Genomic DNA, 16455 nt, shown 5'->3' with positions numbered 1-16455 from the left:
CCGTCGCCCTGCAACGTCCCTGTTTCGTCTGTGTTTAAATAGTAGAAACGCTGAAACTTAGTCTGTACCTTGCTGTTGTACTGCAATGACATACTGTTTAGGCATAAAAGTTAAAGAGGGCCTGGTGGCCATTGCCGATACCCGCATTACCAGCGGTACCGATACTACCGTTAAAAAAAAAATCACCATCGTACAGAAGGACCATCACTCCCTGTTCATCATGACCAGCGGCCTGCGCTCGGTGCGCGATAAGGCGATCGTTTATTTTAACGAGCTGCTGAAAACCGAAGAGTTTACCCAGCTTTACCAGGCCATGAATGCATTTGGCCAGCAAGTGCGGCGCGTGGCCGATGAGGACCGTGCCGTGCTGGAGAAAAGCGGCTTCAGGTTCGACCTGAACACCATCATCGGCGGGCAGCTGAAGGACGACGAAGAACATAAATTATTCCTGCTTTACCCCGAGGGTAATTGGGTAGAGCTTGGCCTTGGCGCACCATTTGTGGTAATAGGCAACTCGGGGCACGGAAAAGCCATTCTTAACCGTATATTGGAAGACGGTTCGGATATGAAACTGGCACTTAAGGCGGGTTTCCTGTCTTTCGATAGCACCCGGGTAAGCAGCAATAACGTGGATTTCCCGATAGACGTGGCCTTGTATAAAAGGAATACTTTCGAACTGGTAGAGCAGCGTTATACCCAGCGCGATATGGCAGACATATCTGCACAATGGGCCGACGAATTAAAAAATGCGCTGGTGAACATCCCGGGCGAATGGATGGATAAAGCGTTTGACAAATTACCTAAATAACAACCATGAAATTTAAAGTATCGGCCTGGTTAGAATATGATATCATAGCGCCGAGCACCTTAATACTAAACATACATGCGCTAAGGACAGCACATCAAACGGTGCTGGAAGAGACATTATTTATAGATCCGTACATAAAAATAGAAGAACTTAATGCCACAAACGGCGAAAACCGCTTCGTTCGGCTGGAGTTGCCCGATACCGGCCATATTAGCATTAAATACGAAGCACTGGTTGACACCTATTACGAGGTGAAAGATTATTCTTCCGTAGAAGAAATGCCTGTGGGCCGCTGCGACGCATCGGTACTGCCGTACCTTAACCCCAGCCGCTACTGCCAGTCGGACAAGCTGTCGCGCATGGCCAATAACAATTTCGGCCACATCAGCAGCCCCTTTGGGCAGGTGTTTGCCATTACCGATTGGATTTATCGCAACGTTGAATACCTAAGCGGCTCTACCGATTCGGAAACATCTGCCTACGATACCGTAACCCAGCAAGCCGGCGTATGCCGCGATTTTGCCCATTTGGGTATTGCACTTTGCCGTGCACTAACTATCCCGGCAAGGTATTTTACGGGCTATGCCTATCAACTGAACCCGCCAGATTTTCATGCCTGTTTCGAAGCCTACCTGGGCGGCGATTGGGTTTTGTTTGATGCTACGCGCCTGGTACCCTTAAACGGACTGGTGAAAATTGCCACCAGCCGCGATGCTGCCGATGCCTCCATCGCCAGCATATTCGGCAACTTGTATTGTACCAACATACAGGCATCATGCGAATACGCAAGTCGGGAACCCTTTAGCCCTTTATATTACACCAAGTCGATTTTTGACGGTATTACGTATTTGTAGGTTTTTCACCGATTGCACCGATTTTTTTGATTTCACCGATTAACAACCGCGTCATTGCGAGAAGCGGCGCGGTGGGTTAAGAAGTGGAGCGACGAAGCAACCATCGGCAAGCAGGTCGGTCGAGCAAATCGGCTTCGCATTACCGCTCTGCTTGCCGATGGTTGCCGCGCTTCGCTCGCAATGACGATGGGGCATCAGTGCACCAGTTCCGCGATAATGCCGTCCACTTTCCCTTGCTCCTCCGCATCCAGGCATCGGGTGGCACTCAAATAACTCAGGGCGGTTATCAGTTTGTTGATGTCGGTTTCGGTACCCATGCAGGGGAGATAGGCGGGCAACACCAACGATAGTGGCCGCAACGCTTTCCGTTCGCACCAGGCGTTTATCAGCTCATCTATTGAAGCGTTGCTGAAAGATTTAATGCCAGTGCGGTTCAGGCCATCTGCTATGCCGGCTTTTAGCATATTGCCGAAACCGCCCTCGGGCAAATGGATGGCGTTATCGGCTGCCAGCTGGTAATAGCGGGCGGCGGCGGGTATATTCCGCAATGTTTCGTACGATTTGGCAATGTTGAGGTACAGCGACGGGTAGTGCGCCCTCAGCGTTGCGTCTGCAACAGCTTCGGCGTATTTTAACGAATCTAAATTCCATTGCAGGCTAACCAATGGGTCGCGCTGGTTGCGGGCACAGTAATGGGCGGCGGTAAAGCGTTCAAAATCGTTGCTGGCAGCCTCCCAGGCTTGCATAAAGCAGGCGTTTGCTTCAGCTATATTACCCTCGGCCTCGGCCTGCATCCCCTTGGCGCATAATTGTACTACTTTATTTTCCGGGTCGAAATTCATTGGCTTATAATTTTAACAAGGATAGCTCAAGGTATTTCAATTCGCATTGATGCAGGTCAATAAATTCAATCAGATTTTAGCCGGCTTAAAGTTTCGGGGCTTATATCCAGGTAGGTGGCCACTATTTTATTGGGCACCCGCTGAACTATCTGCGGGTTTTGCGCCAATACCTGCTCGTAGCGCTCTTTGGCGTTGAGGGTAACCACACTTTCCAGCCGGTGGTTATTGTGTATATAGGCCGACTCCAAAAGGCGGCAATAAAAATCTTTCCACCCGCCAATCGTTTCGGTGAGCGCAAAAAAATCGTGGCGGGCAATGGCAAGCAATTCGGTATCTTCCAACGCTTCTACAAATTCGAACGATGGCTGGCGGGAGATAAAACTTGCCAACGAGGTAGCGAGCATGCCTTCAAAAGCAAAAAGCCTCGTGCGTTCTACCCCCTGTTGCGAGAGATAATAAACCCGTACGCTGCCTTTGTTTATAAAGAAAAGCTTATCGCAGATATCGCCCTGCCGGTATAATGGCGTGCCGCGTTTGGCTTTCATAGGTTTGAACCGACTAATTATGGCGGCAAGCTCATCGGCATTTAGGGTTGCGTTGTGGGCCAGGTACCTTTTAAGCAATGCCAGCATAACGGTTAGTTTGAGTGCAATTGCGGCTACGCCGGGTAAAGCTCCCGCTCTACGGTTTCAATCACTTCAGATAGTTCTTCTGCGCGGCGGCCCCAGGTATTGCCCTCGGCAATGGCCAATCGGCTTTCGCGTTTAGCCGTGGTGTCGGTATTTATTTCCTGTAGCAGGTATTCCAGGAAATCGGCCTTGTTATCGGCTATTTTAATGATTCCTTCAAAGTCCGATAGGTCGCTAAAATCGGTGCTCACCACGGGTAGGCCTGCAGCCAGGTACTCATTTATCTTCATGGGATAAATACCTCGCGTAAAATCGTCTTTAATGAACGGGATTATACCGACCGAAAATTGTTTGGAGTAAGCGGGTAGCAACTCGGGAGCTTTTGCGCCCTCCAGCTTTACGTTTTTGTATTTCTTCAGTATCGCTTCCGATTTATCGCTCACGATGCGGCCTACGAAAGTAAACGAGGCATCGGGCATGTTTTTGAACAGGTACTCCAGGATGTCGAAGTCGAGCCGGTCGTCTATACTGCCTACGTAGCCAATGTTTTTTGTTGCAGGGTTAACCTCCGGGTTAAAGCCTTGCCTAAAAAGCGAAGCCTTTACAGCGTTGTGAACCGTGTAGCAGCGCTTGGTTTCGTGGCACTTACTGCTAAACAAGCCTTTTGAGGTTACGATTACCGCATCCACCATCTTCATAAAAACCTGTTCCAGCTTTACGCCGTGCTTGCTCAGCCAGGGGTGCGCGCCCTTTACCTCGTCGTAGCAGTGGTATATCAGTGTTTTTTCGTGGAAGCGGTGCCCCGTCATCACCCCCATGCCGGGGTTAAAGGATACGAAGTTGATGAGCTGTTGCTGCATATCCAGCTGCTTTAAAGCCTTGCGTATGCTGTGGCGCAACAACCATCCGTTATAATTGAGCATTGCGTTAAAGAATTTCCCTGTAGGCAAAAAGCTCACCGGGAAAACAAGCGGGGGGGTAAGGATATGAACAGTGCCGCCACCCTCCGGGTGTATTTGGCTCAGTCGGCTTTTTAAGCCAAGGGCCTGCACATAATCTACTTTGTTTTTGCCCTTTACACCTGCAATGGCATCTTTATAAGTGTAGGGGTTTTCTACAAAAAGTATCTTGTTGCCGGCCGAGAGCACTTTCATCAGCTCTACTACCGCCTTAATGTAGTTACCGTGCCATTCGGTGCCGCTTATGCAGAGTATATTGCGGTTTTGGAGCATGCAGATGTTTTTGTTTTTGCTAAACTAACAATATTATTAACAAGTTGTAATTGTATTAGCCGCATAATCGTTTAAAAAATATCCGTTTTTTGTTAAAATCATCTATCTTTAAAACGGCAACACATGATGCCGTTTTTATTAACAGATAGCATATTTATTACCCCAAATGCCAATAGAAGAGAAACTGTATGTACACTATGGCTGCGGCCAGGCTGCTCCTCCCGAATGGAAGAATTTTGACGTATCGCCCACCTTGCGCATCCAGAAAACACCGATTTTAGGTTTCGTATTGAAAAAGGGCCTTGGCCAGGTTTTCGATAAAAACGTTCAATATGGCGATATTACCGAAGGCTTGCCCGGCATAAAAGACGGTACCGTTGATGGCGTGTACTGCTCGCACGTGCTGGAGCATATGTCATTCGAGCATTTCCGCATCGCGCTGCGCAATACCTACAAAATGCTAAAACCGGGAGGTATCTTCCGCATCATCATGCCCGATCTGGAGGTGCTGGTGCGCGATTATATCAATGATAAAGACGTAAAACACGACCCGGAAGCCTCTATCACCCTTATCAAAAGGATGATGATGGGCGTGGAGGTGAGGCCGCGCAATTTTATGGCCGTTACCAAGCACCTGTTTGGCTACCTGGAGCACTTGTGGCTGTGGGACTGGGAATCTACCGAGAAAGAGCTGCGCGATGTCGGTTTTACCAATATACGCCGCTGCGAGTTCAACGATAGTGCCGACCCTATGTTTAAGCTGGTAGAAAACAAAAAACGCTGGGAGCTTGTAGTAAAGTTCGAGGCGATAAAGTAAATATTTTGTAAGCAAAAAATAGGCTGTATCATCCGTAAATGGATAATATGGCCTTTATCATTATAGGTCTCCCCCACCTGTTTACGTATAGCTATCCTGTTTAGGGTAATATGCGTTTTATGGATTAATATTCAATATATTAGTATTATATAATAAACCTTATATGGAGGCGATAGGCACAGCGGAACATAATACCATCAACCAGCTGCTGGATGATGCGTACACCAACCGTGTGCATAATTTAAAGTATAGCATAAAACTGGCTACCGAGGCCCTTCAGCTAAGCCGCAGGCACAACCAAAAGGCGCTCATTGGCAAAAGCCTGAACCACCTCTCGCTTTTTTACATGATACAGGGTGGTTACAAACGCTCGATAAATATGGCCAAAGAGGCTATCCGCTGTTTTGAGGGCTTGCACGATGACAGGGGCATTGCTGATGCAAAATACAGCATAGCCGGCGTTTATTATAAAACCGATAACTTCCACCTTGGCCTCATTTGCCTTTTCGATTGCCTGAAGATTTACCGCAAGTACAACGATTGGCATAACCAGGCACGTACCCTAAAATCATTAGGCACCATTTACGAGTATTTTGGCGACCCCAAAAACGCAGTGCGTTCCTATGAAGGGGCCATAGAGGCAGCCCGCAGGGTAAAAGACCTAAACATAGTATCCAACGCCTACAACCCGCTATCGGGTATTTACCTTAACCAGGGCAAGATTGAAAAGGCCTTGCGCGTGATACAGGATTCCATTGGTATTAAATCAAAAACCGGGGATATACGCGGCCTGGCATTTGCCCTGTATGGCCGCGGCAAGGTGTACACAGTTCTCGGCCGCCTGCAGGAGGCCGAGAACGACTTCAAGAACGCCATAGACATACACATCAATGCCGGCGAAAAACTTGGCCTGGGCATGGCCTATCAAAAGATGGGCCAGCTCTATATTGCCATGGGCCGGCTGGATAAGGCCAAACTGATACTACAAAAGAGCCTCGATTTCAGCAATAAGTACAACATAGCCATTATACGCTTCAAGTGCAACTATCATTTGTACCAGATAAGCAAGATGGAAGGCGATACCGTAAAATCCCTGGAGTACCTGGAGCTTTACCTGGGCCAGAAGGAGGCGGTAATAAACACCCAAACGCTAAAGGTGATTGAGAACTACGAACTCATCACCAAAATGGAATCGATGGAGAAAGAGGCTAAGCTGCAAAAGGAGCGCGAGGCCATACAGGAAAAGCAGAAGCGCACAGAGCAATCGGCCAGGATGAAGCAGGAGTTTCTATCCACCATGAGCCATGAGATACGCACCCCGCTGAACGCCGTTACAACTATCACCTCTTTGATCACCGCCAAATCGGCTTACGACGAGGAGCTAATGGATTCGCTTAAATCAGCATCAAATAACCTGCTGCTGGTGATAAACGATATATTGGATTTCACCAAGCTCGATTCGGGCAAGGTAGAAATAGAGAACCGCCCCCGCGTGTTGCAGGAGATACTGGAACGTGTAATAAAAACCTATAACAGCCTGGCCCACAAAAAGGGCATCGAGCTTTTGCTGGATGCCGATACCACGCTAGCCGGCTGCTACGAGTTGGACGAAACCAAGCTTTCGCAGATATTGGGCAACCTCATCAGCAATGCCGTAAAATATACCGATGCAGGCAACGTAACCCTGCAGGTACAGAAGCTATGCGCTAACGAGGATACCGAAACCTTACGCTTTGCCGTTACAGATACCGGCACCGGCATACACGAAGAGCATTTTGAAGAGATATTCGAAACCTTTTCGCAGCCCAAAGCCATCACCACGCGCAAGCAGGGCGGCTCGGGCCTGGGTCTGGCTATCGTAAAGAAACTTACCGGCCTGTACGGTAGCACGGTTGCGGTAAAAAGCAAGATAGGCGTGGGCTCGGAATTCACCTTTGAGCTTACCCTTAAAAAGACGCATATCCCTGGTAGGACCGTGCCCATGTCGGCAGAGGGGCTTAAGGGTAAAACCGTACTGCTGGCCGAGGATAACATGATAAACGCCATGGTAGCGCGCAAGCTGCTGGCCAACTGGGGCATGCAAAGCGAACACGCGGTAAATGGGATGGAGGCCGTAGAGAAAGCCAGCCTAAAGGCGTTCGACTTTATTTTGATGGATATACATATGCCCGAGATGAACGGTTTTGATGCCGCCGAGCAAATACGCCTTAATGGCAACCCTAATAACAGCACCCCCGTTTTTGCCCTCACGGCCGATATTACCGCCGAAAGTAACGAAGACTACAAGAACTACTTCAACGGCTTTTTGCGCAAGCCCATAGAGATAGAACGGCTGTACCTGGCGCTGCTGCAAGCCCAATAGCCCTGGGTGCCCCGGCGGCAAGTGTTCCACTTTGAATGCGGAACACTTGTTTTTAAATAAACATTGATTATCAGGAAGTTGTGGCTTTTCGTGGAACACCCCTGTTGTTTAAGTAAAGTCTGTAATTAATTTATTATTAGCTACTTAATAAAATAAGCAAAAATGAGTGGGACACTTTTTTTACCCCAGGCGGAACACTTGTGTAAACCCTATTAAGGACTAACTGCACTCCGGCACAGCCTTCCCGGTTGATAATAAAATTATAAATCCTCGTGCTTTGTTGGTAATATTACCGCATTAAACCCTTCGGTTTAAATTATAACCGCCAACATGAAAAATTACGGGCTCATCGGCTATCCGCTTTCGCATTCGTTCTCCAAAAAATACTTTACCGAGAAATTCATCGCCGAAAAGATAAAGCATACGGCCTATGACCTGTACCCCCTGGAACATATTAAAGAGTTGCCCACCCTGCTGCACCAAAACCCAAACCTTTGCGGCCTTAACGTTACCATCCCCCATAAGGTGAACGTGATGAAATACCTGGATTGGATAGAGCACGATGCTAAAACCGCCGGAGCGGTAAATTGCATCAAGGTGATTGCAGAAAGCCCGGTGTCCGCTGCATTTTCGGGCGAATTAGGCATCAAAGGCCACGATTTTAGGCTGGAGGGCTATAATACAGATATCTACGGCTTCGACGGTTCGCTTAGTCCGTTGTTGAATCACCATCACGATAAGGCCCTGATATTAGGCGACGGCGGCGCGGCGAAAGCCGTAAAATGCGTGCTGGAAAACAAGGGCATCGATCACGTTTGCGTTACCCGCAAGCCCGCCGGTGGCAATATCCTTTTTGAGGACCTTACGCCGGCCCATATAGCCGCTTATAAGCTCATCATAAACACCACGCCCCTGGGCACCTTTCCCAACGTGGATGAATGCCCGCCCATACCATACGAAGCGATAGGCCACCACCACCTGCTGTTCGACCTGGTGTACAATCCGCCGCTTACGCTGTTTATGAAAAAAGGCCAGGAACGTGGCGCGGCTACCAAAAATGGCTACGAAATGTTAGTATTGCAGGCCGAGAAAGCCTGGGAAATTTGGAACACAAACGATTAATTCCCGTGAAAAAAGCAGCTTTTTCTTTAATTATCCTGTTTATTGCGGCCTGCGGCGGCCAGCCCGATTATTCGCCAAAGCCGCGCGGGTACTTCCGTATCGTTTACCCCAAAAAAGAATACCAGGCCTATAGCGAGGGCTGCCCCTTTACGTTCGATTATCCAAAATACGGCAGCATCGAACCTGATAAATCGCGCGGGGCCAAGCCTTGCTGGCAAAACATACAATTTGCGCAATTCAACGCCACGCTGCACCTGAGCTACCAGCCGGTAACATCTCAAAAGGAGTTTAATGAGCTGGTAGAAGATGCGCATAAACTAAGTTTTAAGCATACGGTAAAAGCAACCTCTATAGATGAGGGGATAATTGCCTACCCGAATAAAAAAGTTTACGGCATTTATTACACCATCGATGGTAACGCCGCCTCATCGGCCCAGTTTTTTTTGACGGACAGCACCAAACATTACCTGCGCGGCGCGTTATATTTCAACTCCGAGCCTAGGTTAGATTCGATACAGCCCGTGCTCGATTTCCTGAAAAAGGACGTGGATGTGATGATCAAAACGTTTAAGTGGAAGCAATAAGAAGACAGGTCTTAAGTCGAAAGTCTTAAGTCGAAAGTGTGGTGTTAAACTGTTTTGGTTAGATGGGCATAGATTTGATGCTTTGCTTTTACTTCTTTAGACTTTAGACTGTCGGCTTCTTAAACTACCTTTGCGCCATGGCAAACGTTCAATCCTTTGTAAATAACCCTTACCAGGAGAATACCTATATTTTATTCGACGATAGCAAGGACTGCGTGATCATCGATCCAGGCATGTACACTGCTGCCGAGCAAAATACCGTGGTAAAGTTTATTAACGATAACGGCCTTAAACCCGTTGCGCTGCTCAACACCCATTGCCATGTAGACCATGTGCTGGGCAACCGTTTCGTGTTCGACCAGTATGGGCTAAAACCGCAGTTTCACCAGGGCGAATCGGAAGTGCTGGCGGCTGTTGTTGCCTATGCCCCGTCAATGGGCTTCAGGTACGACGCATCGCCTTTGCCCGATACCTTTTTGCCCGAAACCGGCAACATCGCCTTTGGTAATACAACCTTGCAGCTGATATTTGCGCCCGGCCATTCGCCTGCACATTTATGCTTTTACGATGCCGATGCCAATATACTGATAGGGGGCGATGTGCTTTTCCGCAACAGCATAGGCCGTACCGATTTGCCCGGCGGCGACTACGGCACCCTGGTAAAAAACATCGAGGAAAAACTTTTTGCCCTGCCCGATGATTGTACGGTGTACCCCGGTCATGGCCCCGAAACTACTATTGGCTACGAAAAACAGCACAACCCTTATTTATAACGCTTGAACACCTCCATCTACATAGCCAAAAGGTATCTGTTCAGCAAAAAACAGACGCACGCCATCAATATCATATCGGGTATATCCATGCTCGGCGTGCTGGTGGCCAGCGGCGCGCTCATCGTTATCCTCTCGGTGTTCAACGGTTTCGAAAAGGTGATCCTATCGCTCTACAGCGATTTTACGCCCGAGATTAAGATTGAGCCGCGCGAGGGCAAAACCTTCGACCCTAATACCGCCCAATTAAAGCAGTTGAAGGAAGACGGCCGCGTATTCTCTTACACGCTGGTACTGCAGGATAAAGTACTCATCAGGTATGCCGATAAGCCTTTTATTGCCACCCTAAAAGGCGTAACCGATGACTTTTTGAAGAAGAAAGAACTCGATAGCATTGTTAAGCCCGCCCCCTTTACCATAAAAGACGAGCGGTACTATTTTGCTGTAATTGGCAGCACCGTGCAAAGTAGCCTGGGCATAAGCCTGCGCGACCAGTTTACGCCGCTGCAGATATACTCGCCGCGCCGCGCCGCCGGCAGTGCCAATAACCCCCTGAGCGATTTTATTTACCGGCCCATCACGCCATCGGGGGTGTTTTCGGTACAGCAGGATTTTAACGACATGGTGGTTACCCCCATAGAGTTTGCGCGCGATTTGCTGGAAGAACCCGTAAAAGTATCATCCGTAGAAATAAACCTGAACCCCGGCACCGATATAGATGATGCGCAGGCCGACATACAGGAAAAGCTAGGCAACGGCTACGTAGTGAAGAACCGTAAGGAGCAGAATACCGGCTTGTATAAAACCATCAATTACGAACGATGGTCGATATTTATGATATTGGTATTCGTACTCATTATCGCCATATTCAATATCATCGGCTCGCTCACCATGCTGGTGATAGATAAGCGGAAAGATATAGCCATCCTCACCAGCCTGGGGGCGGGTAAACCATTAATACGGGGTATCTTTTTCTTCGAGGGGATGATGATATCGATGATAGGCTGTGCCGGCGGCATTATCCTCGGATCCATAATCTGTCTTATCCAGCTACAGTTCAGCCTCATCAAAATGGGGGGCAAGATGTTGGTATTGGATGCATACCCAGTAGCCTTTAAAGCCAGTGATTATTTGTTGGTATTTGTAACTGTATTTGTTATAGCAGTGATAGCATCTGGCATAAGCGCCAGCCTGAGCGTGAAAAGATTGGACGATATAAAGCAGGATTTGTAGGGAGGCGGTGAGTGGTGAATAGTTCTCATCGTTATTCCATACGCTTATGTTGGCAAAGCGCAAATCACCAACACCAAAAAATCATTCTAATCGGTGAAATCAAAAAAATCGGTGTAATCGGTGAAATCAAAAAAAATCAATGCAATCAGTCCCCAAATTTATTAGCTTTAGCTTTTTACCTCGCAATACATATAATAATTCAAACTCATTTGCCTAACCGGCGTTATCAATCATCATGGAATCAAAACGTCAGCAAAAATTTGCCGGGGTAATCCAACAGGACCTGGCCGCTATATTTCAACGCGAGGGCATGAACTACCTGCCCAACACACTGGTAACTATTACCAAAGTACGCGTAACGCCCGATCTGGCCATCGCACGCATCTTCCTCAGTTTTTTTAACGGCACCGATAATGCACACGCATTGGCCACCATTAAGCTGCACGCATCAGAAATACGCTATAAGCTTGGTGCCCGCATCAAAGACCAGGTGCGCGTAATACCTCAGCTGGAATTTTTTGTAGACGATACCAGCGAATACGTAGAGCGTATGGATAAGATATTCGACAAAATAAGCAAGGAAGAGCGCCAGCCTGATACTACCGAAGAAAGCTAAACCCTATGGGTGCTACCGAAAAATTAGCCGCATGCCTTGGTACATACAAAGGTGTTGTTGGCAAAGTTGTGGATTTTGATGCCGGTACCGACAAGCTATTCCCGCTGGATTTGACTGCGGCCAATACCGAGCTGGACCCGGACATGGTTGCCGATACGGAGGCTTTTAGCCGCTACATCGATAAAAAGCTTCTGGAGAGTAAAGCCCGTTACGCCATTGGCGGTTATATGGAGCACCGTACCATTTACGCCCGCAGCGCGCATTTCGATACCGCGGACGAACCCCGCCGCCTGCACCTGGGCGTTGATATTTGGGGCGATGCCGGCACACCAATCTACTCGCCGCTGGCGGGCATTATCCATAGCTTTCAGAATAACGACAACTTTGGCGATTATGGGCCAACCATCATTCTGCAACATAATTTGGATGGCTTTAACCTCTATAGCCTGTACGGGCATCTGAGCCGGACAAGCCTTGCGGGATTAGCAGTGGGGCGCCACATTGACACTAACCAACATATTGCCACGCTGGGTGATGCTACCGAAAACGGGCATTGGCCGCCGCACCTCCACTTTCAGTTGATGCTGGATATAGGAGATGCCAAAGGCGATTATCCGGGCGTGGGTAAGTATTCGGAAAAGGAACTGCTGCTGCAGAATATCCCCAACCCTGCGATCATATTAAAGGCTTCCGGCCTGTTGATTTAATCCTTTTTCACCAGGTAGTCGGCATCTATCGATTCGATGGCAAACTCGCCGCCATCTGTGCCAAAAATTGCTTGCTTAATTTTAAAAGTCACGGTATAACCTTTTATCTTTCTGGTAAAGGTGAGCATGCTATCGGGCAGTATGCGCTCTCTGTCATTAGCCTTGCCCCGGTTATGGGCTACAATTTCTTTTAAGTTTTTCAACACACCAAAGTATGCGGTTTGCCCATCAATTTGCAGTGAATAGGAATAGTTGGTAATTATTTGCCTGCAAGTGTTGGTATTGATAGTGTAGGTTGTGGTGTCGTCGTCGGTCTTATTCTCTGCTGCAATGAAATCGTAGCCTTTTATATCGAGAGCAACTGGATTTTTGATTTTAAAAACATAGGTTCTTGCTGCAGAAACTGCGGTGTCTACGGTCGTATAATCGCTGTATTGCGAAAACTTATGCAACCCAAGCTTATTTTGTACCCAATCCAGCTGTCGCCAGCGTAGCTCCCATTCAGATACGTTCACCACTATGTTGCCGGTGGTTTTTTTAACGGCAAGCGAATCGTGTACTTTATCCAGGTCTCGCTTAAAAAAAGGCTGCAGGGACGATAACCCGTGTTTGTCGATAAGGTAATCTATGGTAGCAACCGCCTGCGATGCATCTGTGGGTTTTATTTTGTTGCTGTCTACGGGCATCAGCTGGTCTTTATCAAATGCCATATATTTTTTAAATAAGCCTGTCAATACCCTTTGCTGCGAACGCATAGCCACCGTGAACGCGCTTTGCGGGCCGTAGGCCGATAGCAATATCAGTAGCGATAAGGATATGGGTATGATTTTGATGCTTTGCTTTTTGGCGATGAGGAAGTAAAGGGTTATAAACAGCAGCCAAATAGCAAGCATGATCAAAAAGTAACGCATTTCGGTAATGCCGTACCTCAATATGCGCGTACCCGCCGCGGCGAACAACAAGCCCAGCAGAGGGATGAGCAAAAAATAAAAGTAACGCGCATAGGTTTTGAGCCATTTATTTTCTTCGCGCTCGCGGATGGGGTAAACCAGCAGCAACGAGAGGATGCCGAACACGGCATAGCCCAATATCAGGTTTGATACCAGGCCCTTGGGCAGTTCCCATTGCAGCAATATCTTTACCTCGTAAGCCAGCAGTATAGCTACATAAACCGTAGCCAGCGGAATCAGCACGTATTGGGTGAAAATTTTGAGGCCTTTGGGGTAACTATCGTCTGTTTCAAGGCTCTCGAAATCACCGGGCACACCGGCCAGGAAGAACAGGGTGCTGAAGATGCCCACTATCCAGGTGAAAAGAATAGAGAAGGTATCCCATTCAAATTTAAAATTAAACAAAAAATTCATGGCACCAATTGCCGCCGAGAGGCCCGCGAAAAGCACGATGCCATATAATGCGCTGGTCAAGAACCGCAAGAAAAGCGTTTTATTGAACTGCCAGAAACCATTGATGTGCCCTTTATCCGTAAAGGCCGCAAATGCCACCAGTAAGTGGAACGAGAGGCTGAGCAGCATGAAGCGTATATGGTCTGACCCATGCTCGCCGGGGTTGATGATGAAGATAAACAGGCAGGCAACAATGGCCGTGGCTATGCGGATGAGCAATTTTTTGCTCCCTGCGATGCCCTTGCTCTCGGTAAGCAGCGTTGCCGCAAGGCTGAGCAGCAAACCCAGGTTGGCCACCAAGATAGCGCGGAGGCTCCAGTTTTCCTGTATGCGGCTGGTGTAGGTAAGCTCTATTTTGATGGTTGCAGCTACGGTGCCGGCGAGCGCGAATATCGATTCGAAGGGGAATCGCTCCACGGTTAGGCCTACGCTTTGGAACAAGTTTTTTACCGATGGGAATTTCATTGGGGAACGGGTTTTGGTTAGGGCAATGTAACAAATAATAGATAAACAATAAGTGTATTGCGCGGCTGATTTAGGGAAATCGCATTTAGGTTTTTGATTCCCCTCTTGAGAGGGGGTGCGATGGAAAGTGCGGTGGCAGGGGTGTGTTCGACTATGCTTTTAACGCCAACACACCCCTCCACCCCTCTCAAGAGGGGAATCGCACAAGCCCCTCTCGCATATTATTTTAAACGCGATTTCCCTGGCGGCTGATTGCATTTTCCACATTTTGATTATATTTGCCATCGCAAAAACTTCATTTTAAATAATAATGAGAGAAATACAATTCAGAGAAGCGCTTAGGGAAGCCATGCAGGAAGAAATGCGCACAGACGAAAACGTGTACCTAATGGGCGAAGAGGTTGCCGAATACAACGGAGCCTACAAAGTAAGCCAGGGCATGTTGGATGAGTTTGGCGCCAAACGCGTAATAGATACACCCATCTCTGAATTGGGTTTTGCCGGTATAGGCATAGGCTCGGCCATGAACGGTTTGAAACCTATTATAGAGTTCATGACGTTCAACTTCTCGCTCGTTGCTATCGACCAGATCATTAACGGCGCAGCAAAAATAATGAGCATGAGCGGCGGCCAGTTCTCGGTGCCAATTGTATTTCGCGGGCCAACAGGCAACGCAGGTATGCTTAGCTCGCAGCACAGCCAGTGCTTCGAAAACTGGTATGCCAACTGCCCGGGCTTAAAGGTGGTTGTACCATCAAACCCTGCCGATGCAAAAGGGTTATTAAAATCATGTATCATCGACCCGGATCCTTGTATCTTCATGGAATCGGAAGTGATGTACGGCGATAAAGGCGAAGTACCCGAAGAAACATATTACATCCCAATAGGCAAAGCAGCCATAACCAAAGAAGGTACCGATGTTACCCTGGTAGGTTTCGGCAAAATAATGAAAGTGGTTAACGCCGCTGCCGCCGAACTGGAAAAAGAAGGCATACACGCCGAGGTTATCGATCTGCGTACCGTGCGCCCTATCGATTACCCTTGCATCATCGAATCGGTTAAGAAAACAAACCGTTTGGTTATTGTAGAAGAAAGCTGGCCATTAGGTTCAATCGCTACAGAAATTGCGTTCAAAGTACAGAAAGATGCATTCGATTACCTGGATGCCCCTATCCTGCGCATTACCGGTGGCGATGTGCCTTTGCCATACGCACCAACTTTGATACAAGAGTACTTGCCAAATGCAGACCGCGTGGTAAAAGCTGTTAAAGAAGTAATGTACGTGGCTAAATAGTTTATAGCCTACAGATATTTGAAAGCCTTCCCGATTGGGGAGGCTTTTTTTGTTTTGCAGAAATTATAGACTAAATTTGAATAAAACGGATGAGCTATGTTAACAGAAACAAGAAAGCTTCATATTATTGACGAGGTACTAAAAATAGACAGTGAAGTTGCTTTGGCGGAAATTGAACGCCTTGTGGATGATTTGAAAAAAGAAAAACCTAAGAATAACTTCGATGAATTTATCGGAATCTGGTCGAAAGAAGAGGCTGACCAGATTGAAAAAACGATAAACGATAGTTGCGGAAATATCAATCCCGAGGACTGGAAGTAAATGGTTTTAGATACAAGCGTAGTTGTCGATCTTTTTAGAGGCGACGCAAATATATCTGCACGCATAAAGAAAGAACCCGTTGTTTATCTGCCTGCGACGGCATTAGGCGAATTATATTTAGGCGCATTCAGAGCAGTTAACCCAACTAAACATTTGTCTCAAATAGCCGTGTTTTTAACGAAGTGTACTATATTACCCGTTGATGAAACTACAGCAAGGCAATATGGGGTTATCAAAGCTGAACTGATGCGAATTGGGAGTTTAATCCCTGAAAATGACATGTGGATAGCGGCGGTGGCATTACAACATCAACTCCCTCTTTTTACCCGCGACGCCCATTTTGCGCTTGTGCCTAACCTCCAAGTCATAAATCCATTATAAACCCACTGTGTTTTC

Annotated in this window: 17 protein-coding genes; 13 read left to right on the top strand and 4 right to left on the bottom strand. The window is 47.7% G+C overall.

Going from position 1 to position 16455, the window contains the following annotated elements:
- Positions 1–85: 85 nt before the first annotated feature.
- The gene (locus AC1DYT_RS14600) at positions 86–808 is read left to right on the top strand and encodes a proteasome-type protease (RefSeq protein WP_477470314.1); all 723 of its coding nucleotides are present in this window, start codon (positions 86–88) and stop codon (positions 806–808) included.
- Positions 809–813: 5 nt separating this feature from the next.
- Positions 814–1662, top strand: a complete 849-nt coding sequence (locus tag AC1DYT_RS14595) for a transglutaminase-like domain-containing protein (protein ID WP_477470313.1) — start codon at positions 814–816, stop codon at positions 1660–1662.
- Positions 1663–1856: 194 nt separating this feature from the next.
- Here AC1DYT_RS14595 and AC1DYT_RS14590 read toward each other — a convergent pair whose 3' ends face one another.
- From AC1DYT_RS14590 to AC1DYT_RS14580, 3 genes are all read right to left on the bottom strand, one after another.
- The gene (locus AC1DYT_RS14590; RefSeq protein WP_477470312.1) at positions 1857–2504 is read right to left on the bottom strand and encodes a hypothetical protein; all 648 of its coding nucleotides are present in this window, start codon (positions 2502–2504) and stop codon (positions 1857–1859) included.
- 65 nt (positions 2505–2569) lie between these two features.
- Positions 2570–3136: a Crp/Fnr family transcriptional regulator gene (locus AC1DYT_RS14585; RefSeq protein WP_477470311.1), complete on the bottom strand. Its 567-nt coding sequence runs from the start codon at positions 3134–3136 to the stop codon at positions 2570–2572.
- A gap of 26 nt (positions 3137–3162) precedes the next feature.
- Positions 3163–4365 carry a glycosyltransferase gene (locus tag AC1DYT_RS14580; protein ID WP_477470310.1) on the bottom strand — a complete coding sequence of 401 codons (1203 nt, stop codon included), beginning with the start codon at positions 4363–4365 and terminating at the stop codon, positions 3163–3165.
- A 166-nt stretch (positions 4366–4531) separates the two neighbouring features.
- On the opposite strand from AC1DYT_RS14580, the gene AC1DYT_RS14575 reads away from it, so the two are divergent.
- From AC1DYT_RS14575 to AC1DYT_RS14540, 8 genes are all read left to right on the top strand, one after another.
- Entirely contained in the window at positions 4532–5182 is a 651-nt protein-coding gene (locus tag AC1DYT_RS14575; RefSeq protein ID WP_477470309.1) for a class I SAM-dependent methyltransferase, read from the top strand.
- 163 nt (positions 5183–5345) lie between these two features.
- Positions 5346–7544 (top strand): tetratricopeptide repeat-containing hybrid sensor histidine kinase/response regulator, encoded by a 2199-nt coding sequence (locus tag AC1DYT_RS14570; protein WP_477470308.1) that lies wholly within the window; start codon positions 5346–5348, stop codon positions 7542–7544.
- A gap of 330 nt (positions 7545–7874) precedes the next feature.
- Positions 7875–8666, top strand: a complete 792-nt coding sequence (locus AC1DYT_RS14565; RefSeq protein ID WP_477470307.1) for a shikimate dehydrogenase family protein — start codon at positions 7875–7877, stop codon at positions 8664–8666.
- Between the two features lie 5 nt (positions 8667–8671).
- Positions 8672–9250 carry a gliding motility lipoprotein GldD gene (gene gldD, locus AC1DYT_RS14560; protein ID WP_477470306.1) on the top strand — a complete coding sequence of 193 codons (579 nt, stop codon included), beginning with the start codon at positions 8672–8674 and terminating at the stop codon, positions 9248–9250.
- Positions 9251–9387: 137 nt separating this feature from the next.
- The gene (locus AC1DYT_RS14555) at positions 9388–10023 is read left to right on the top strand and encodes an MBL fold metallo-hydrolase (RefSeq protein WP_477470305.1); all 636 of its coding nucleotides are present in this window, start codon (positions 9388–9390) and stop codon (positions 10021–10023) included.
- Between the two features lie 3 nt (positions 10024–10026).
- A complete protein-coding gene (locus AC1DYT_RS14550) occupies positions 10027–11253 on the top strand; it encodes an ABC transporter permease (protein ID WP_477470304.1) in 1227 nt (408 codons plus the stop codon).
- A 235-nt stretch (positions 11254–11488) separates the two neighbouring features.
- Entirely contained in the window at positions 11489–11869 is a 381-nt protein-coding gene (gene rbfA / locus AC1DYT_RS14545; RefSeq protein WP_477457397.1) for a 30S ribosome-binding factor RbfA, read from the top strand.
- A 5-nt stretch (positions 11870–11874) separates the two neighbouring features.
- Positions 11875–12576: a peptidoglycan DD-metalloendopeptidase family protein gene (locus AC1DYT_RS14540; RefSeq protein ID WP_477470303.1), complete on the top strand. Its 702-nt coding sequence runs from the start codon at positions 11875–11877 to the stop codon at positions 12574–12576.
- Here AC1DYT_RS14540 and AC1DYT_RS14535 read toward each other — a convergent pair.
- Positions 12573–14444, bottom strand: a complete 1872-nt coding sequence (locus AC1DYT_RS14535) for a DUF4153 domain-containing protein (RefSeq protein ID WP_477470302.1) — start codon at positions 14442–14444, stop codon at positions 12573–12575. The genes AC1DYT_RS14540 and AC1DYT_RS14535 overlap by 4 nt on opposite strands.
- 310 nt (positions 14445–14754) lie before the next feature.
- Here AC1DYT_RS14535 and AC1DYT_RS14530 point away from each other — a divergent pair, with 310 nt between their 5' ends.
- From AC1DYT_RS14530 to AC1DYT_RS14520, 3 genes are all read left to right on the top strand, one after another.
- Positions 14755–15738 carry a pyruvate dehydrogenase complex E1 component subunit beta gene (locus tag AC1DYT_RS14530; RefSeq protein WP_477457400.1) on the top strand — a complete coding sequence of 328 codons (984 nt, stop codon included), beginning with the start codon at positions 14755–14757 and terminating at the stop codon, positions 15736–15738.
- Between the two features lie 96 nt (positions 15739–15834).
- Positions 15835–16059 (top strand): hypothetical protein, encoded by a 225-nt coding sequence (locus AC1DYT_RS14525; RefSeq protein WP_477470301.1) that lies wholly within the window; start codon positions 15835–15837, stop codon positions 16057–16059.
- Complete coding sequence (locus tag AC1DYT_RS14520) at positions 16060–16440, top strand: PIN domain-containing protein (protein WP_477470300.1); 381 nt, start codon at positions 16060–16062, stop codon at positions 16438–16440.
- Positions 16441–16455: the final 15 nt, after the last annotated feature.

Source organism: Mucilaginibacter sp. P1_D10 (assembly GCF_056406215.1).
This window is presented reverse-complemented; position numbering and strand designations above follow the sequence as displayed.